Source organism: Pseudoalteromonas sp. AS84 (assembly GCF_038900255.1).
GTDB lineage: Bacteria > Pseudomonadota > Gammaproteobacteria > Enterobacterales > Alteromonadaceae > Pseudoalteromonas.
The window spans coordinates 1-19,384 of record NZ_JBBMQY010000010.1; the positions used below are offsets into that span (position 1 = coordinate 1).

Consider the following 19,384-nt stretch of genomic DNA (forward strand, 5'->3'; position numbering starts at 1 on the left):
TCAATTAAACTATCTATGTCGTCTAAATCAAAGTCGTCACTTTCCTCAACTAATGAATCATCTGCAGTATCAACTGCGGCCTCATCAATTAAACTATCTATGTCGTCTAAATCAAAGTCGTCACTTTCCTCAACTAATGAATCATCTGCAGTATCAACTGCTGCTTCATCAATTAAACTATCTATGTCGTCTAAATCAAAGTCGTCACTTTCCTCAACTAATGAACCATCTGCAGCATCAACTGCTGCTTCATCAATTAAACTATCTATGTCGTCTAAATCAAAGTTGTCGTTTTCTTCTAGAAGTTCATTTTCGTCGAGTAACTCTGCATCAATTGAGTCATCTACCACATCACTTTTTGGTTCATTCGCTTCATCAATTAAGCTATCTATATCATCTAAATCAAAGTTGTCGCTTGAATCAAGTTCATCTAAAGTGTTATCTGAGGTATCTAATTCTGTTGATGTTTGATCTAATAATTCATCTATATCAAAATTATCATCATCTGCAAGCTCCTCACTTAAAGCCGCCATTTCATCATGAGACTCTAAGCTATCATCTTCTAAAGCTTCGCTTGTTTGCGGTGCATCAAACTCAGGTAGACTATCGTCTTCATCAAACAAGCTATCTAAATCGTCATTAGTTAGAATTTCATCATTGTTTATTGAGTCATCAGATAAGTCTAAATCTATATCTTCAGCGTTTTCATCTGAAGGTTGATCAAAACCTTGCTGCATAAAAATATCAAGTTCATCATTGTCATCGGTATTTTCATCATCAAAAACAATGTCATCACTTAGTAGGCTTTCGAGCTCATCCTGATCGAGTAAATTTTCACCACCAGAAAAATCATCTAGGCCGTCATCTAAATCATCATCAGGCAACATATCATTTTCGAGATTATCATCAAGTTGAACACTCAAGTCATCTAAAGGATCGGGTACAATTGGATCGTCATTTAAACTTGGATCTAAATCATCATCGCCAGTATAAGTTGGGGTTTGTGGTAAAAAGTCATCATCGTTTTGTGGCTCTTCTTGATTACTTGCTCGTTTGCGTAAAAACATAACAATTGCAAAAACAATCAGTAGCCCAGGAATAAACATTAATAAACCCAGCACTATAGGATTTGAAAATAATGAGCTTAAATCAAACGATTCTTTTGGTATTACCTCTTGTTTTTTTTGTTGTGCAATAATCTCGTTTTGTTTAACAATTAGTTCTTTTAACTGATTTTGAATTTCGCTGTCTTGTCCTAACTGTAAGCGTAAGTTTTCGAGTTCGTTTGAAATACCTGATAATTGTTTTTTAAGATTATTATTTTCAACTAAAATTTCTTCTACATTGCTTACAGAATTTTTAAACTGTTGTTGTAACTCAACCAGCTTAGTACCTTGCTCTGTTTTTATTTCATTTAATTCTTTCTGTATCTCTTTTTTGGCATCGTCTACGTCGACTTTACGAGCTTGAGTTACTTTTGTTTGCGCTGAGGTAATTTCGCTTTGCGTAAGTGTGCCATTTTTTTTCTTTTCCCATAATGCATCATCTTGCTCAGAACGTTGCTTTGCAAGCTGTGTATTTACACTTTTTATTTCGGCTAAAGTTGGGATTTTTAAATAGGCACCATTTTGAATATGGTTAAGATTTTGTTCTAAAAATGAGTTGGGGTTTTTGTTATACAAGGCCTGCATAACTTGATAAATGCTGACGGAGTTATCTGGGCGCACTTTAGCCGCTAAACGCCAAAGTGTGTCAGTTGGTTTAATTGGCCCAATAGATCGCCCTTGCGCACCATAGTCAACGCCTTTAGGCCCCTTTAATTGGGTACTGTCTTGAGAGTAAACTGGCGTTACTATCAATGCAGACGCTAATATAATAAGTGTAACTAAACCGCGCATGCTGATCCTTTAATATTTAAATATTAACAAAACACTTAAAGCTTAAGTGCATAAATATTGTTGATTATTGCTGTTATCAGCCAAATGACTGACTCGCATTTATTATTACAATCTATTTTTATTGCAAGCTCTATTCCAATTACAAACTATAAACCAGTTAGGGCTTAATATCCATCGCAACACCTTGAAAATAAATGCCTTAAAACATCTTTATAAATATTAATTTATTGAGTGTTATCAATCAGTTTATATACTTTTAGAATTAAACGGCAAAAAATTGACAAGCTCTATAAACAAAAAGCGGCAAACAAATAATGTTTACCGCTTCTCAAGTGTGTTCAACGCTATTAACTATTACATGTAATTAGCAATAAGCTCTTCTGCAATTTGGATACTGTTAGTTGCAGCACCTTTACGAGTGTTATCACTTACAACCCACATGTTTAATCCATGAGGATGAGAAATATCAGCACGTAATCGGCCTATATAAACAGTATCGTTACCACTAGCGTCAGACACTGCTGTAGGGTAATCACCTTCATCATCAATTAGCTCAACACCAGGCGCGTCTTTTAAAAGTTGCTTAACGTGTTCAAAGTCATAAGGCATGCGCGTTTCAATATTAATTGATTCTGAGTGACCAAAAAATACGGGAACACGTACACATGTAGGATTTACTGCAATGGTGGTATCACCCAAAATTTTATGAGTTTCATTTACCATTTTCATTTCTTCACGCGTGTAGCCATTATCTTCAAAGCTATCAATTTGAGGAATAACGTTAAATGCAATTTGCTTTGGAAATACTTTATTGTCCATAGGGCGTGCATTCATCAAATTAGCTGTTTGCTTTGCAAGTTCATCAACCGCTTCTTTACCTGCACCCGATACAGCTTGGTAAGTAGATACGTTGATACGGTCTATTCCATAAGCATCATAAATTGGTTTAAGTGCTAGCATCATCTGAATAGTTGAACAGTTAGGGTTAGCAATAATATTACGGTTTCTAAAGTCAGCTAGACTTGAAGCATTAACTTCTGGCACCACTAGCGGGATTTCAAAATCATTTCTAAAGTGCGATGTATTATCAATTACAATACAGCCGGCATCAGCAGCAATAGGGGCATATTTTTCAGATACACTACCACCAGCAGAAAACAAACCTATATGCGCTTGGCTAAAGTCAAAGCCTTCAACGTCAAGTACTTCAATGGTCTCACCACGAAACTTTATGTCTTCACCTGCGCTGCGGCTGCTCGCAAGTAAAAAAAGCTGATCGACAGGAAACTTACGATCTGCTAGCGTTTCAATGATTTGACGGCCTACTAAACCAGTAGCGCCAAGTACGGCAACGTTATATTTTTGCGACATATTTCTTCCTCTATAAACGACATTAAAACAACATCGTTAGTTAAATAATTATTTAGCTATGCTAAAGCCAAGTTGACTAAGTGCTGCTAGTTGTGGGCTATCACCTTGTAGGAATAAGGTGCTAAATTCTCGCCTTACCGGATAGTTTTTACGTAAACTATCAAAGCCCTCACCTTCTAAATGACGAAGTAAAATTCCGTCATCGCGGCGTACGTCATAAATTAAATGCACCAAACGGGCAATATCTTGCTCATTAAGGCTTTGCGTGACAGTTGCATTTGTAATAGCAGGCATTGGTAAAAAATCATCCAACGATTTACTCACCTCTACACCTTTTAGGTCACACAATTTTTGATACAACATTTGTGTACCTCGTGCTTTCCCCTCAAGTGTATGCCCTGCGATATGCACACTGGCATAACGCACATGCTCTAGTAATTCAGTTAGAATATTGGGCTCTTTTTCCCATACATCAAGTACTAAATCTAAATCAGCCCCAGCTTCCATTACCTCAAGCAAAGCTTGATTATCAATTACATCGCCTCGGCTTGCGTTAATTAGCGTGAGTCCTGGCTTAAGTGCTTTTAATCGCTCTTTATTCATCATGTGCAGCGTTTTGTGCTCGCCACTTATAACAAGTGGAACATGAAAAGTAACAACATCTGATTGCGCTAATAACTCATCAAGCGCTACATGCTCTTGTAGTAGGCCCTTTTCGTGCTTAATTGGATCGCACAGCAGTACGTCGACATTTAATGCTTTTAATTTTTGCGACAAACACGTGCCAATGTTACCCATACCAACAATACCAATTGTTTGACCACATAATGGGCGCGCATTTTCTTGGCTTAATGCAAATAAACTACTAATTACATATTCAGCTACAGCAACGGCATTACAACCAGGTGCACTGGTAAAAGCAATATTTCTGTCATGTAGTAATTGCGTATCAATATGGTCAATGCCAATTGTGGCAGTCCCCACAAAGCGCAGCTTGTTAGCTTGTGCCAATAGTTCATGATTAACATTAGTCACTGAACGAGTAAGGAGTACATCTACATTTATTAATTGTTCAGGCGTTAATTTACGACCATCAAAACGCTCAACCTCACCAAAGTCTGCAAAGTACTGCTCAACTAAAGGCATATTTTGATCGGCAAGAATTTTCATCACTGAGTCCGTTTGGCAATTAAGTGGCGCCATTGTAACGAACAACCAAGCCTTTACACAAACTAAAAAGGCGCATTTAAGCTGATACAAATACTTAAAAGTGGTTATGTTGATTGTTTTAAATCAGCAATTTAAATTAGGGATTTAAATTATGCGGATAATAATTTTACTATTGAATATATAAAGGCCGAATCACAGCATGATTCGGCCTTTATTATGAAAAATAAACTTCAATTACATCGAATTTTATTTACTTGATTTTAGTTTATAGCTCAAAATCTTTTTTGAATTTTAAACCAAATTCGCTGCGGTCATTACTACGCATTACACCAACAAAACCTGATTGTTGTAGACGACCAACATCGTAAACTTCGTTTAGAACGTTTTCACCATACAGTGTAACTTCCATATCGCCATATGAATTAGTGTACGAAATATTAAAACCAACTAATTCACGAGAATCAATAGTCTCACTTTGGTTGTAAACTGATTGACCTTGCATTTCACTGCGATACGAATAATTAGCATTAAACGCAAGTGTTGCGCCACTCTCTAAATCCATAAAGTAAGAAGGTGCAACCATGACAGTCCAGCGTGGTGTAAGTGCTGGTGAATCGCCTTTACCTATGCCTTGTACGCCCTCAGCAACTTCTGTTATTTCAGAATCTAAATAACCAACTGCACTACGAATAGTAAAGTCATCGGTAATAGCAACGGTTGTTTCAAGTTCAATACCTTGCGCTTTAGATTGACCCGCATTTTCTACAATTGTTACAAAGCCACCACCCGCTGTTGGATCTGAAAACGGCAATGCTAAATCGGTGTAATCAGTCACAAATACCGCAAGCATCATAGATACATTTTCGTGTACTTGGCCTTTTAAACCCATTTCGTAGTTAACCGCTTTTGTTTCGTCAAACGATACAAATTGATCTGGTCCACCAAATGGACGCGGTGGAAAACCACCTGTTTGATAACCTTTTTGAACCTGGCCATACACATTCATATTATTGCTAAGCTGATAAGATGCATTTACATCCCACGTAACTGCATCAAAATCCGCACTTACATACTTACGAGTTGGAAATGATGGGAATATAGCATTTGCATCTTTCTTATCTTTTGAATAACGAAGGCCACCACCAACCGTTAAATCGTTAGTTAAATCGTAGCTGGCATTTATATATGCTGCATACGAATTCGTTTCTTGGTTAATTTCAAATTCACCGTAACCACCAAATGATTCTGTTACACCATCATTCAACAAGCCATTAGGTGTATTAAATGGGCTAAATACAAACGGGCCTGAACGTGTAAAGCCATCTTCATTAAAAAAGTAAAGACCAGATACAAAGTCCATATTATCGAATGTTGCATTTAGCTGAACTTCAAAAGAGTATTGATCAGCACCGCCCTCCTCTGGGAACTCAGACAAGTTTAAAGGTGATGCATCATCATCTAGGCCACCTTCATACTCAGATGTACGGTAACTTGAGATAAACTTAGTAGTATAAGTATCGTTAATTGCCCAATCGGCTGAAAACGATGTGCCCCAACCTGAGTAAGAGGTAGATTCAATACCCGCAACGGTTGTACCTAAATCATCAGGGTCTGATGGAATTAAATCTTGAGTCAATAATGGGAAATCTCCATTAAACACATCGCTTGCATCTAGCGGATCAGTTAATTCAATTGTGTAGGGCGATTGGCCAGATTCGTTATCGACACCATCTAAAGAAAAAGTAAATGCTAAGTCGGTTTTTACTTGCCATTTAAGTGCAACACGGCCGCTAAACTCCTCTTCTTCACCAATTTCTTTTTCTGGGTTTGCTAAATTAACTGCCTCGCCCACACCATCACGTGTTTTGTACGATGCACTTGCAGACATACTTACATCATCTGTTAGTGAATTGTTAAAATAAACATCACCTGCAATACGTCCGCGACTCCCCAGCTTTGCAGTAGTAGTTACAATACCTTCATCACCAGGTTGTTTGGTAATTACATTTACAGCGCCACCTAATGTATTACGGCCATATAAAGTACCTTGTGGGCCACGAAGCACTTCAACACGCTCAACATTAGGTAATGATAAGTTAGAACCCATTTGACGACCTAAGTACACACCATCAAGATACACACCCACACCCGGATCGGTAGTTATTATATGATCTTGCAAACCTATACCGCGGATAAATACAGACGCATGCGCAGAATTACCCACGCCATAGCGGGTAATATTTAAATTTGGAACATATTTACCAATATCTTCTAAGTTACTCATATTGGCTTTATCAATTAGATTAGCGCCAATTGACGTGATAGCGGTTGGAGATTCAAACAGGCTCTCTGTACGTTTACGAGCTGTGACTTCTATCTTTTCGAATGCGTCTTGTTTAGCTGTTGTTTTAGCTTCTTCGCTGTTTACAGAGGTAGTGAGTGAAGCAAGAATTGCTAAGCTTAACTGTGAGAGGTTACGTAATTTCAAAATATTCTCCAAAGGATACCGGATGATTTAGTTATGCATTTATACTTAAGAGTATAAAATTCAGGCATAAAAAAAGATGCTTAATAGCACCTTTCCTCTGGACGGGTATTATATGACAGAATTGTGAAGAAATGTATAAATTATTTGAATGAATGTATAAAGAATAAAAGTGATTTAGACATTGTTAGTTTTTGGTGGATTATCACAAATAAAGAACATTAATATCAACCTCACTAAAAAGCTGTTTTAAAACAAAAAATCGCATAAATACAATTTTAAAAAACACATAAAATGTACTATACACATGCACTTTAGTGTATAAAAAAAGAGCTAAAACACATTCTCCTATCATTGAAATTAACTAAAAATAAGAATATAGTACTAAAATGTAATCTATGGATAGAATATTATGAATATTGTAAATACAGTAGATAAAAGCCCAAAATGCTTCACCAACTCAAATTACACCTCACTTTTTTGTGTTGCAGCTGACTTCAACGTCCTACTCGTTAATTATCAAGCTTTAAACGTCATTACCAATTATGAACTTATAAATCAGTTTATGCTAAAAAACGGTCATCAAGGACTCGTTATTTTTGATGTCCCAAAAGACTGCGATGTACTGCCATTAAAAGAGTGGCCAAATTTAAAAGGATTGTTTTATGAAGGCACAGACGAAGTACTACTACAACAAGGATTAGAAGCAATTGAACAAGGAAAGTTATGGTTCCCTCGTGCAGTAACCGATGATTGGATGAGGCAAATGCTAGCGAGTGAACAACAAACTACACTGCAATCAAACAACTTAACCAGTAAAGAAATGAAAGTATTAAACTTATTATTTTCTGGCTTACATTCAAGTGCAATTGCCGACACTTTATTTATAAGTGAAGCTACTGTTCGCGTGCACTTACACAAGGTTTATCAAAAGATTGCTGTGAAGAACAAGCAACAAGCATTACTTTGGTGTCAAAAAAACTTAAATAAAATCAATGCTTAAGCGGGTTTATTTGAAGCCTCATTGTGCCTACTCGACTATGATTCTGAATTATTATTTAAACTGAAAGCGTAAAGTCAATGTTAGCCTCACTTAAATACACGAGATAACCAGCCCCTTTCTTTTCTTAAACAGCATTTTTTAATTGCCTTCAATGAAGAGTCAATATTAAAAACCCACCTTGCGAACAACAATACTGCAAGCAAAAAACACATTCTTTTTCTCATTCTTTATTGCCTGAAATAATTGCAAAGTATTCGTATTACTTATCGTGCAAAGTAATGGCTCGGCACCACCACTTTTTAGCACACACTGCTGGAATGCTAGTGTAATAATTACTGATTACTAAGACCACCATTGTCAGATTACACTGATTCCCCCATAGGCGAATTGCAATTAATCACTAGCTTTGTACTCAGGAGGCCACCTGATAAAACTGCAAGGTATTATTTTGTATAATAGAGACGCTAAGTGGCGAGATATAACCTATCAAAAGACTTACTTCATCGTAACCGTATGCGTTCATTACAAAGCAACATAATAAAAACAAGTTAGCTTCTCCATGAGTGCTATTTCCTCTTAACAATCTCGCTTAGAAAAATTTAATCCTATAATAGAACTTCCGTTTAGAAAGTTGCTATTTGCTTATAACTAACTTTACTTATTAATAATTTCGACTATATATTTACATAAAATATAAACATTTAAACCAAGTAACTTATATGAAATACATAGAGTTAAGTAATAGCAACTTTGTGTAGCACTAAATACAGCACAAATAGCTTACAGATAAAATTATTAAAATAAGTTGTAGGTGGCATATTTTTATACCCGAAGACAGGGCTAAACATTTTTAATGTACAAACATTATCACGGGATTAATTTGTAAAAACAAAATAATATTGACTTAAAATTAAATAAAAACCTTAAACCATTCTGTTTATTAGATAAATACTCGTTATGCACTTATACTAATAAAGAAATCAACATTTAAATAACAAATAGGAACAACATATGAAAAAGCTATCTGTAGCAGTGGCTGTATGTGCAGTTTTAGCATCTAGCTATGCTAGTGCTGAGGTAAGAATTAATGGTTTTGCATCAATTGTCGGTGGTAAAAGTCTGGATAGTGACAGTACTTTGTACGGCTATGATGACGATATCTCTTTTAAAAATGAGAGTAAATTCGCTTTACAATTATCTGCAGACCTACATGAAAAGCTAACAGCTACGGCTCAAATTATTGCGCGTGGAGAGGATGACTTTGACGCTACATTCGAATGGGCATACGTTACTTATGAATACAGCGATGAACTGCAATTTAGCGCTGGTAAAATGCGTGTTCCTTTTTACAAGTACTCTGATTTCTTGGATGTAGGTTATGCTTATCGCTGGGTACGTCCGCCAAAATCAGTATACGGTATCCCATTTTCAACTTATGAAGGAGTTAGTGTAGTTTACAGCTCTCAATTGGGTGATTGGGATTCTACGCTTCAAGGCTTTTATGGTGCATTCGATGGTGATATTGATGTATTTGGAACAGAATTACCTGCTCAATTAAATAATTTAGGCGGTATAAACTGGAGTCTATCATACGACTGGTTCAGTGCGCGAGCTGCATACATTGTGGCCGACACTAGCATTTCATCAGAGGATAGCGGCCTAATTGGTCTCGTAAGTGTATTGTCTGATAGTGGCTTAACTAATACGGCGAATGACCTAATCACTGAAGAAGATAAAACGAGCTTCGTTGGCGTTGGTTTTTCTATTGATTATGAAAACTTTTTGTTTGATGCCGAATATACGCAATTTGAGGTTGAAGACAGTATACTACCAGAACAGTCACAGTATTACGCATCAGTTGGTTACCGTATTGACAGTGTAATTGTTCATTTTACTTATGAAGACAATGATGACAAACATGACTCATCACGTTTTAATACCATTGAGTCAATACCAACCTTAAATTCAGCTGTAAATGGTGCTCTTGAAGGTCTTCGTGCACAAAGTAACGTATACACAATTGGTGCACGTTATGATTTTCATCCTTCCGCTGCTTTCAAGATCGACTTTAGTCGTTTTGAAGATGACATAACTGATACAGATACGGATGTTGTAGCTGTCGGTGTAGATCTTGTCTTTTAATTGGAGCCTATGATGAAAAAATTAATTTTAGTAAGTGCACTTTCATTGTGCTCAATTAATGTATTTGCAGAAGTTGCTGTGATTATTAATCCAAGCAATGCTAGCTCTGTAGATGCTGACACAATAAAAAAGATTTATCTGGGAAAAAGTAAGTCATTTAGTAATGGCGATAAAGTTAATCCTATAAATCAAGACGGTACATCTGTAGCCGATGAATTTAACGACAAAGTAGTGGGTAAGTCTAGCAGTCAGTTAAATGCATATTGGTCAAAGCTTGTATTTACAGGTAAAGGTACCCCACCTGAAAAACTAACAACTGACCAAGCTGTTATTGATTTTGTTGCCGCTAATAACGACGCTATTGGCTATGTTGATAGCGCTAAAGTGACCGATAAAGTTAAAGTAATTGCTACTTTTTAGCAGTAAAATTGATATAACCCCAGAGGTTAATGCAGATAGGTTGATAAGTATTTAACTAATCGATAAACCGGCCTTCTGGTTCGTTTATAAAGGCTTCTGAATTTATTCAGAAGCCTTTTCTTTTCCAACCCACTACAACACTTCATCTAGCCAATAGCTACGTACCCAATTCAGAAGACTTCTGTGAACTGAGTGTTGCGACGTGTGTAATTAATATTATTAACTTAATTCAGACTATGTTTATTGAGAACTCAGGGAGCATCCCTAAATAAATAGAGTAATCGTAAGCTTAAGTAGAGCATCAAATATTACTAATAAAGCGAGGGTGAGCATAAACTAGGTATGTCAAATATCCAAAAAAAGCCAGTCAGCGGTTAACTAACTGGCATCAACCCTTGGGTAGATTTTTATACTGACTCAGTACTAAGCTTTACTCAATTCTAAACTTAGCTGTTGCATCTAATAAGTTGTCTGATAGGTAGTGAAGGTTTTTGGCTACGTCGCGAACAGCAAGTAATGAGTCCATAGTATCTTCGAACGATACATGCATATTTGACACATTATCTACTACCATAGCTGCAACGGATGTTTGTTCCTCTGTCGCTGCTGCTATTTGCGAATTCATACCATTAATTTCTAACATTTGCTCTGCGATTTTCTCTATTGAAATACCTGTTTTCTCTGCGGCTGTAGCATTATCTGTTGCCATATCTCGTGCTGAAGTCATAGCTGCTACAGATTCATTTGCGGCAGTCGTTAATGACCCCAATAGTTCACGTATTTCATTAGTAGAATGTGCAGTGCGAGAAGCCAGTTCACGAACCTCATCAGCCACTACCGCAAAACCTCTTCCATGTTCACCTGCTCGAGCGGCTTCAATAGCAGCATTAAGGGCAAGTAAGTTTGTCTGATCTGCAATAGACGTGATTACATTCAAAATCTGCGATACATTTTTTGTATCGTCCGCAAGCTTATTGATAGTACTTGCAGCTCGATTGATTTCATCACTGAGCGTACGAGAGGCGGTAACTGACATTTGCACTTGTGTACGACTTTGTTCAACTTCTTTCTCGGCCGTTTCAGCAGCGTGAGAAGCGTTAGCCGCAGATTCTGATATGTCACCAACACTCTGCTTCATTTCTTCCATAGATTGCTTAACAATTTCAGCATCAGTGGTTTGTTTTGTTGTAGCGCGCTCAGCTTGTTCCATACCTTGAACTAGTCGTGTTGAGTTTTCCATTAAAGGCTCACATACAGCAATAACTTCAAGAACCGTTTCTCTTAGCAAGGAAATAAATGCATTGAAATTAATAGAAACTTGGCCAATCTCGTCTTCTGAATTAACAGATAGTTGGGTGCTTAAAGAACCATTCCCGCTTGCTAATAAACTAAGGTTGTTAGCTGCATCACTAGCAGATGAGCCTATATTCTTAGCAATCCAAATAGCCATAAACAATAATAAAATTAATGAAATAATGGATACAGCTAACATTAGAGTTAATGCTTCATCAGAGCGCGCTTTAGTGTTGGCAACCAGTTCAAAAAAACGATTATCAGCTTTTTGTTGAGCGCCTTTAAAGCTTTCTAAAACAGATCCATATAAGCTTGTTTTAAGCTGCGCTTGTTGCTGAATCTTACTAAAATCAGCTGTACCGTTAACCATACCTGTAGCAATACTTGAGGATATTTTTTCATAATCTGACAACTCATTAATAATATCGTTATTAATGTAGGAGTTATTAAGTTGCGTTATTAATGCAATATTAGACTCTAAAGCTTGATATACCTCATCTGCTTTAACTATAAGGTCTTGCTCACCAAACGTAACAGCTTGGGTATAAAGTTCATCAAGTTTCTCTAAAAGCCCTACGTTTTGCGACGTTATTTTTACAACTTTATACGATGAGTTACTCATTTCATCGAGAGAAACCTTATTATCATTCATAGCTAAATAGTTTATCAATACGATCACTACAAAAGCCACAACCGCAATACATGTTATTGCATGTATTTTTTTTGTTATGCTTAGGTTTTGAAAAGAGAAGCCTGAAGCCATACTGTGCTACCTTATTTTATTGTCTATATCTATTATCGGCTTGATATCTATAAGTGTGAGCTAAATTTGTAATATTTCTAGTTTTTTCTAACAAATAGAAGAATTATTTAACAACAAACACACATCGTTCAAAAAACACCCACAATAAATTCCAGATACAAAAAAACCAGTAACATCACTGCTACTGGTTTCTAAATTTGGTGCGGATGGGGGGACTTGAACCCCCATGCCCTAAAGCACCACCCCCTCAAGGTGGCGTGTCTACCAATTCCACCACATCCGCATTTTAAGCTTTCGCTCAGGTGTTAAACATGTGACTTATTTGAGGAAGATAAATCGTTTAACGATAGCTTTACGCTAAATTAGTTCGGTACTTCAGAGCTTTGGTCTTTTGTAGATGTTACGGGAACATCTTCTTCAACAGGAACTACTGTTTCTACTGCTGGAGCTGCTTCTAGGTTTTCCCATTCGTCGGTCTTTTTAATTTGACCAGCTGTTAGGTTTCCTAACACAATGCTTAAAACAAAAAATACCGTTGCTAAGCTTGTGGTTGTTTTTGTCATAAAGTTACCAGCACCTGACGAACCAAAAACAGTGCCTGATGCACCAGCGCCAAATGAAGAACCCATATCTGCGCCTTTACCTTGTTGAATTAAAACCATTCCAACTAAAGCTAAAGCCACAACTAAATAAACTACTAATAAAATTTCGTACATCTTATACAGTCCCTTTTGCACTGTTACAGATTGCAGTAAAAGACTCTGCCTTTAGACTTGCGCCGCCAATTAAGCCGCCATCTATATCTGTTTGTGCAAATAATAATTCGCTATTTTTTTCATTAACGCTACCACCGTATAAGATGGTAAGCCCTTGTGCTAAATTGCTGTCAAGTGATGCAATTTTGTCACGGATAAATTTATGAACAGTTTGTGCCTGCTCTGGCGATGCAGTCTTACCTGTGCCTATGGCCCAAACGGGCTCGTATGCTATCACAGAATCTTTCAGTGCTGCTACACCTAATTTCTCTATTACTGCATCAATTTGTGCAGCAACTACTTGTTCGGTTTGACCGTTCTCTTGCTCGCTTTCGCTTTCGCCTACACATAAAATTGGTGTTAAACCAACTTGCTGTGCCCTAGCAAACTTTTCAGCGACTGTTGCATTACTTTCGTTATAAATACTGCGGCGTTCAGAATGACCAACGAGTACGTAAGTTGCACCTAAATCTTTTATAAGCTGCGCATCAACTTCACCAGTAAATGCGCCAGGTGTATTTTCAGAAACAGTTTGAGCTCCTGTAGAAACACCGCTAGCTACCATTGCAGATACAAGTGGGTATGGAGGAAATAAAACAATGTCCATCTCTTGTGATTTTACATCGTTAATGGCGTCAGACATTTGTTTAACTAACTCTAAAGAGCCATTCATTTTCCAGTTGCCTGCGACCATCGCCTTGCGTATTGCCATTATCCACTCCACATTAGAAAGCGGGCGAGATATTAACTTTTCTCGCCCAAAGTTACAAGAGGTTATTGTTATTAATCAGTTTGTTTGCTCATAGATTCTACAACAGCTGCAATTTTTTGAGCGCTGTCTATTACAATTTTTTCTTGCTCGGCTTCAACCATAACACGAACCACAGGTTCAGTGCCTGATTTACGCAGTAAAACACGGCCTTTATCGCCTAAAGCAAGCTCAACTTCTGCTACAGCTGAAAGTACTTCAGGTGCTTTTGTAGGGTCAGTTCCAGCGGTATAACGCACGTTTATCATTTTCATTGGATACTTGGTAAAACCAGCACCTAAATCTTGTAATGTACGATTTTGTGCAACCATAGCAGCCAGTACTTGCAAGCTTGATATAATGCCATCACCCGTGCTAATTAAATCTAGATTAAGTACATGGCCTGAGCTTTCGCCGCCAATTTTCCAGCCTTTTTGCTGTAGTAACTCCATAACATAGCGGTCCCCTACTTTACTGCGAGCAAACTCGATACCTTTTGCTTTTAAAGCATTTTCAAGGCCCATGTTAGACATAACAGTGCCAACTACACCACCACCCAAATTATCATCTTGGGCTGCTTGGCAAGCAATAATATAAACCAGATCATCACCATCAAAAACGCGGCCATTATGATCAACCATCATTACGCGGTCACCATCACCATCGTATGCAATACCTACGTCGGCTTTAAGTTCAAGCACTTTACGTTTAAGGGCATCTACGTGAGTAGCGCCACATTCATGATTGATATTAACGCCATTAGGCTCGCATGCATGTGTCATTACTTCTGCGCCAAGTTCACGCATAACAGAAGGTGCAATATGATAAGTAGCGCCATTTGCGCAATCGACAACAATTTTAAGACCTTCTAAAGATAGGCCTTGCGGGAACTGGCTCTTACAAAACTCTATATACCTGCCATCCGCACTAACTAAACGCGATGCTTTACCTAATTTATCTGAAGCAACACACGTCATTTGCTCATCAAGCATTGCTTCTATTTCAAGTTCTACTGCATCATCGAGCTTTAAACCTTGACCATTAAAAAACTTAATACCGTTATCGTAATACGGATTATGTGATGCACTAATTACAATTCCTGCCTCTGCACGAAATGTTTGAGCTAAGTAGGCTACAGCAGGTGTAGGCATAGGACCCAATAATACAACATCAATACCGGCGGCGATTAAACCAGCTTCAAGTGCGGTTTCAAGCATGTAGCCCGAAATACGTGTATCTTTACCTATAATTACTTTTTTAGTACCACTTTGTGATAATACACGTCCAGCAGCCCAGCCTAACTTCATTGCAAACTCAGGGTTTATAGGAGCAGCGCCTACAAGTCCACGCACGCCATCGGTGCCAAAATATTTTCTTTCTTTCATTGTGAAATTCCTTGTTCGCAGGCTTGATATACACCAAGTACATCTGCGGTTTCTTTTACGTCATGTACACGAATAATTTTTGCGCCATTTTGCGCTGCGATTAACGCACCCGCTAAGCTGCCCGCTAACCGTTCATTTGTATCTCTATTTAATAAATTACCTATCATCGATTTACGAGATAATCCGGCCAATAATGGCAAACCTAACTTATTAAAATCATCAAACCTAGCCAATATTTGATAGTTATGACTAAGCGTTTTTCCAAATCCAAAACCTGGGTCTAGAATAAGTCGTTCAAACTTAATCCCAGCTGTTTCACATGCTTTAATACGTTCACTAAAAAACATATTTATATCTGCAAACAAATTATCGTAATGAGGTGCCGATTGCATGCTGCGGGGCTGCCCTTGCATATGCATTAAACAAATTGCTACATCTTCATACTGCGCAACCGTTTCTAAGGCGTCTATTTCTTGTAAAGCTCTAACATCATTGACTATGTCTGCCCCTGCAAGTATTGCTTGCTCCATTACCGGTGCTTTACTGGTATCAATTGAAATAGCGCAATCACTGTGCTGACGTATCGCTTTAATAGCAGGGATTACTCGAGAAAGTTCATCCTCTAAGCTGACATCTGGCGCACCTGGGCGAGTAGATTCGCCCCCTATATCTAAAATTGTCGCACCGTCATCTAATAATTGCATAGCGCGCTTTAGCGCTATTTTGGGATCTAAAAACTGCCCACCATCAGAAAACGAATCCGGCGTTACATTTAATATCCCCATAATAACGGGCTTTTCAAGATTAAGCGTACGCCCTCTCGGAAGCTTTAGTATGCTAGTCATTGCCAACCTTTATTCTTTTTCTAAATAGCTGATACAAAAAAGCCCCGAAGTTCGGGGCTTTCATTACTATTTTAACGATTATTCAGCTTTATCATCAAGGTTTGTTTCATCTTTTTTTGATGAATCGTCAGTATTTTGACTTTCATCAACTACTGGCTCTTGAGGTTCTTCCGCTTTTACCGGTTTTGCTTCATGACGGTCATGTGCATCACGCGGCTCACGCACTGGTTGGCGTGCCATTAAATCATCAATTTGCTTAGCATCAATAGTTTCGTATTTCATTAATGCATCTTTCATTGAGTGAAGAATATCAATGTTTTCTTTTAATATTTCTTCTGCTCTTTGATAGTTACGATCTGAAAATAAACGTACTTCTGCATCAATTATTTTAGCTGTATCGTCTGACATGCTAGATGAACGGCTACCACCGCCACCCATATACATTTCGTTCTGATCTTCAGCGTAAAGTAACGGACCTAGTTTTTCACTTAAACCCCAATGCGTAACCATTTTACGCGCTATATCTGTAGCTCGTTCAATGTCATTACTTGCACCCGTTGTTACTTTATCTGCACCGTAAATAAGCGCTTCAGCAATACGGCCACCATAAAGGCTAGAAATCATTGATTCTAAAAGCTCTTTTGAATGGCTAACACGATCTTGTTCGGGTAAGTACATTGTTACACCCAGCGCACGGCCACGTGGAATAATAGATACTTTATAAACTGGATCATGTTCTGGCACCATACGACCAACAATTGCATGGCCTGCTTCGTGGTACGCAGTCATTGCTTTTTCTTGCTCGCTCATCACCATGGTCTTGCGCTCTGCGCCCATCATGATCTTGTCTTTAGCAGCGTCAAATTCAGCCATACTTACAACACGTTTATTACCACGTGCAGCATAAAGCGCAGCTTCGTTTACTAAGTTTGCTAAATCAGCACCTGAGAAACCAGGAGTACCACGTGCTATAAGAGCCGCTTCTACGTTATCGCCTAATGGCACTTTACGCATGTGTACTTTAAGTATTTGCTCACGACCACGAATATCAGGTAAACCTACTTCAACTTGACGGTCAAAACGACCTGGACGAAGTAATGCAGGGTCTAATACATCTGGTCGGTTAGTTGCTGCAATAACGATTATACCTTCGTTACCACCAAAGCCATCCATCTCTACTAGCATTTGGTTAAGTGTTTGCTCACGCTCGTCGTTACCGCCGCCCATACCAGCACCACGTTTACGACCAACAGCATCAATCTCATCTATAAAGATAATACAAGGCGCCGCTTTTTTAGCTTGTTCAAACATATCACGTACACGTGATGCACCAACACCCACAAACATTTCAACAAAATCTGAACCCGAAATTGTAAAAAACGGTACTTTTGCTTCACCAGCAACAGCCTTTGCAAGTAGCGTTTTACCGGTACCTGGAGGGCCAACCATCAGTACGCCTTTAGGAATACTACCGCCAAGCTTTTGAAATTTTGATGGGTCACGTAAAAAGTCGACCAATTCAGTAACGTCTTCTTTCGCTTCATCACAACCTGCCACATCGGCAAACGTTGTTTTAATTTGGTCTTCGCTCATTAACCGAGCTTTACTCTTACCAAATGACATAGCGCCTTTACCGCCACCGCCTTGCATTTGACGCATGAAGAATATCCACACACCTATAAGCAGTATCATTGGGAACCAAGAAATAAATATACTCGCTAAAAATGATTGTTCTTCAGGTTGTACACCCTTCACATTTACATCATTTTTAAGTAAGTCATTAATTAAGTCTTCATCGTACATTGGCATCGTTGTTTGAAAACGCTCACCACTGCTCTTAGTACCAGTAATATTACCTGTACCACGGTCAATAATAACTTCTTGTAAAGAGCCACTACGGACGTCTTTAACAAATTGAGTGTAACTAGTTTGACGATCAACTTGCTCGCCGCCATTAAAGCTCTGAAAGACTGACATCAGCACAACTGCAATCACCAGCCATAGTATTAAATTTTTCGCCATATCGCTCAAGGGGTTAACCTCTTGTATCCAATTAATTTAAGTTCAACTAAACGCCAAGCAACTGTACTACAGTTTGTATCCAGTCGCTACTATATATACTTCCCGAGAACGGGCACGTGAGGCATCAGGTTTGCGTATTTTCACTGCTTTAAAACTATTACGTACATCTTGCAAGTATTGATCAAAGCCTTCGCCTTGGAAAACTTTAACAATAAATGCGCCATTTTTCTTTAGTACTTGGCTACACATATCTAGCGCAAGTTCTACCAAATACATGCTACCTGCTTGATCTACTGAGTTATTGCCACTCATATTTGGTGCCATGTCAGAGAGTACCACATCAACATTTTTACCATCAATACGTTTTAACAACGCATTTAATACTGATTCTTCACGAAAGTCGCCTTGTAAGAAGTCAACACCAGCAAGTGAGTCCATCGGTAATATATCACACGCTATCACTTGACCTTTGTCACCGACTTTCTCTGCCAAATATTGAGACCAACTTCCTGGCGCTGCCCCTAAATCAACAACTGTCATACCTGGACGAAGTATCTTATCTCTATTTTGTACTTCATCTAATTTAAAAACCGCTCGGGAACGCCAGCCTTTTTTTTGCGCTTCTTGAACATATTTATCATCAAAATGTTCTTTCAGCCATCGCTGTGAACTGGCTGACTGTTTTTTATTTGTCATAAATTAACACGCAACTAATTAGTAATATTCTTTAGATGGCGTTAGAATACCCTTAATTCAAGCCATATTCAGCAAAATTTGTATAAACATGACATTATCAAACAAACAAAAGCAGTTTTTAAAAGGTCAGGCACATAGCCTTAAGCCTGTAGTTTTACTAGGTTCTAACGGTTTAACCGAAGGCGTAGTAGTAGAAATTCAAAGTGCATTAGAAATTCACGAATTAATCAAAGTTAAAGTTCCAACTGACGATCGTGAAACAAAAGCACTAATTTTTGAAGCAATCGTACGTGAAACTGGTGCGACTAAGCTACAAACGATAGGTCACACTATTGTGCTTTATCGTCAAAGCGTTGAGAAAAAAATACATTTACCTCGTAACTAATTA

Annotated in this window: 15 protein-coding genes and 1 tRNA gene; 4 read left to right on the forward strand and 12 right to left on the reverse strand. The window is 38.0% G+C overall.

Features of this window, described 5'->3' with window-relative positions:
- The 4 genes from WNY79_RS11685 to WNY79_RS11700 all read right to left on the reverse strand — a co-directional run.
- Window positions 1-1,898: FimV/HubP family polar landmark protein (locus WNY79_RS11685; protein WP_342875932.1), on the reverse strand; the 1,898-nt coding region annotated here is incomplete at its 3' end.
- 354 nt (window positions 1,899-2,252) lie between these two features.
- Complete coding sequence (locus WNY79_RS11690; protein ID WP_007586655.1) at window positions 2,253-3,269, reverse strand: aspartate-semialdehyde dehydrogenase; 1,017 nt, start codon at window positions 3,267-3,269, stop codon at window positions 2,253-2,255.
- A gap of 48 nt (window positions 3,270-3,317) precedes the next feature.
- Window positions 3,318-4,439 carry a 4-phosphoerythronate dehydrogenase gene (locus WNY79_RS11695; RefSeq protein ID WP_197185669.1) on the reverse strand — a complete coding sequence of 374 codons (1,122 nt, stop codon included), beginning with the start codon at window positions 4,437-4,439 and terminating at the stop codon, window positions 3,318-3,320.
- Window positions 4,440-4,704: 265 nt separating this feature from the next.
- On the reverse strand, window positions 4,705-6,927 hold the full coding sequence (locus tag WNY79_RS11700; protein WP_342875933.1) for a TonB-dependent receptor: 2,223 nt from the start codon (window positions 6,925-6,927) through the stop codon (window positions 4,705-4,707).
- A gap of 409 nt (window positions 6,928-7,336) precedes the next feature.
- Here WNY79_RS11700 and WNY79_RS11705 point away from each other — a divergent pair, with 409 nt between their 5' ends.
- The 3 genes from WNY79_RS11705 (at window position 7,337) to WNY79_RS11715 (ending at window position 10,489) form a co-directional block, all read left to right on the forward strand.
- Window positions 7,337-7,927, forward strand: a complete 591-nt coding sequence (locus WNY79_RS11705; RefSeq protein ID WP_170071863.1) for a LuxR C-terminal-related transcriptional regulator — start codon at window positions 7,337-7,339, stop codon at window positions 7,925-7,927.
- 1,011 nt (window positions 7,928-8,938) lie between these two features.
- Window positions 8,939-10,069 (forward strand): porin, encoded by a 1,131-nt coding sequence (locus tag WNY79_RS11710; RefSeq protein ID WP_342875934.1) that lies wholly within the window; start codon window positions 8,939-8,941, stop codon window positions 10,067-10,069.
- Between the two features lie 12 nt (window positions 10,070-10,081).
- Complete coding sequence (locus WNY79_RS11715; RefSeq protein ID WP_024597950.1) at window positions 10,082-10,489, forward strand: phosphate ABC transporter substrate-binding protein; 408 nt, start codon at window positions 10,082-10,084, stop codon at window positions 10,487-10,489.
- Window positions 10,490-10,919: 430 nt separating this feature from the next.
- On the opposite strand, the gene WNY79_RS11720 is transcribed toward WNY79_RS11715, so the two are convergent.
- The 8 genes from WNY79_RS11720 to rlmE all read right to left on the reverse strand — a co-directional run bounded on the left by WNY79_RS11720 (window position 10,920) and on the right by rlmE (window position 18,996).
- Window positions 10,920-12,545: a methyl-accepting chemotaxis protein gene (locus WNY79_RS11720; RefSeq protein ID WP_076924485.1), complete on the reverse strand. Its 1,626-nt coding sequence runs from the start codon at window positions 12,543-12,545 to the stop codon at window positions 10,920-10,922.
- A 198-nt stretch (window positions 12,546-12,743) separates the two neighbouring features.
- Window positions 12,744-12,828 (reverse strand) — tRNA-Leu (locus WNY79_RS11725).
- 79 nt (window positions 12,829-12,907) lie between these two features.
- A complete protein-coding gene (gene secG, locus WNY79_RS11730; RefSeq protein ID WP_342875935.1) occupies window positions 12,908-13,261 on the reverse strand; it encodes a preprotein translocase subunit SecG in 354 nt (117 codons plus the stop codon).
- Window position 13,262: 1 nt separating this feature from the next.
- Entirely contained in the window at window positions 13,263-14,012 is a 750-nt protein-coding gene (tpiA, locus tag WNY79_RS11735) for a triose-phosphate isomerase (protein WP_342875936.1), read from the reverse strand.
- Window positions 14,013-14,083: 71 nt separating this feature from the next.
- On the reverse strand, window positions 14,084-15,433 hold the full coding sequence (glmM, locus tag WNY79_RS11740) for a phosphoglucosamine mutase (protein WP_024597870.1): 1,350 nt from the start codon (window positions 15,431-15,433) through the stop codon (window positions 14,084-14,086).
- Entirely contained in the window at window positions 15,430-16,278 is an 849-nt protein-coding gene (folP, locus tag WNY79_RS11745) for a dihydropteroate synthase (RefSeq protein ID WP_342875937.1), read from the reverse strand. The genes glmM and folP overlap by 4 nt, the downstream gene beginning before the upstream one ends.
- Window positions 16,279-16,356: 78 nt before the next feature.
- Window positions 16,357-18,300, reverse strand: a complete 1,944-nt coding sequence (gene ftsH, locus WNY79_RS11750; RefSeq protein WP_033012255.1) for an ATP-dependent zinc metalloprotease FtsH — start codon at window positions 18,298-18,300, stop codon at window positions 16,357-16,359.
- A gap of 66 nt (window positions 18,301-18,366) precedes the next feature.
- Entirely contained in the window at window positions 18,367-18,996 is a 630-nt protein-coding gene (rlmE, locus tag WNY79_RS11755) for a 23S rRNA (uridine(2552)-2'-O)-methyltransferase RlmE (RefSeq protein ID WP_024597867.1), read from the reverse strand.
- Between the two features lie 88 nt (window positions 18,997-19,084).
- Here rlmE and yhbY point away from each other — a divergent pair, with 88 nt between their 5' ends.
- Complete coding sequence (yhbY, locus tag WNY79_RS11760) at window positions 19,085-19,381, forward strand: ribosome assembly RNA-binding protein YhbY (protein ID WP_002963153.1); 297 nt, start codon at window positions 19,085-19,087, stop codon at window positions 19,379-19,381.
- The last annotated feature ends 3 nt before the right edge of the window (window positions 19,382-19,384 follow it).

Coding starts and splice junctions, on each gene's coding strand:
- WNY79_RS11690 (WP_007586655.1), bottom strand. CDS start 3,269: ATGTCGCAAAAATATAACGTTGCCGTACTTGGCGCTACTGGTTTAGTA.
- WNY79_RS11695 (WP_197185669.1), bottom strand. CDS start 4,439: ATGAAAATTCTTGCCGATCAAAATATGCCTTTAGTTGAGCAGTACTTT.
- WNY79_RS11705 (WP_170071863.1), top strand. CDS start 7,337: ATGAATATTGTAAATACAGTAGATAAAAGCCCAAAATGCTTCACCAAC.
- WNY79_RS11710 (WP_342875934.1), top strand. CDS start 8,939: ATGAAAAAGCTATCTGTAGCAGTGGCTGTATGTGCAGTTTTAGCATCT.
- WNY79_RS11715 (WP_024597950.1), top strand. CDS start 10,082: ATGAAAAAATTAATTTTAGTAAGTGCACTTTCATTGTGCTCAATTAAT.
- WNY79_RS11720 (WP_076924485.1), bottom strand. CDS start 12,545: ATGGCTTCAGGCTTCTCTTTTCAAAACCTAAGCATAACAAAAAAAATA.
- secG (WP_342875935.1), bottom strand. CDS start 13,261: ATGTACGAAATTTTATTAGTAGTTTATTTAGTTGTGGCTTTAGCTTTA.
- tpiA (WP_342875936.1), bottom strand. CDS start 14,012: ATGGCAATACGCAAGGCGATGGTCGCAGGCAACTGGAAAATGAATGGC.
- glmM (WP_024597870.1), bottom strand. CDS start 15,433: ATGAAAGAAAGAAAATATTTTGGCACCGATGGCGTGCGTGGACTTGTA.
- folP (WP_342875937.1), bottom strand. CDS start 16,278: ATGACTAGCATACTAAAGCTTCCGAGAGGGCGTACGCTTAATCTTGAA.
- ftsH (WP_033012255.1), bottom strand. CDS start 18,300: ATGGCGAAAAATTTAATACTATGGCTGGTGATTGCAGTTGTGCTGATG.
- rlmE (WP_024597867.1), bottom strand. CDS start 18,996: ATGACAAATAAAAAACAGTCAGCCAGTTCACAGCGATGGCTGAAAGAA.
- yhbY (WP_002963153.1), top strand. CDS start 19,085: ATGACATTATCAAACAAACAAAAGCAGTTTTTAAAAGGTCAGGCACAT.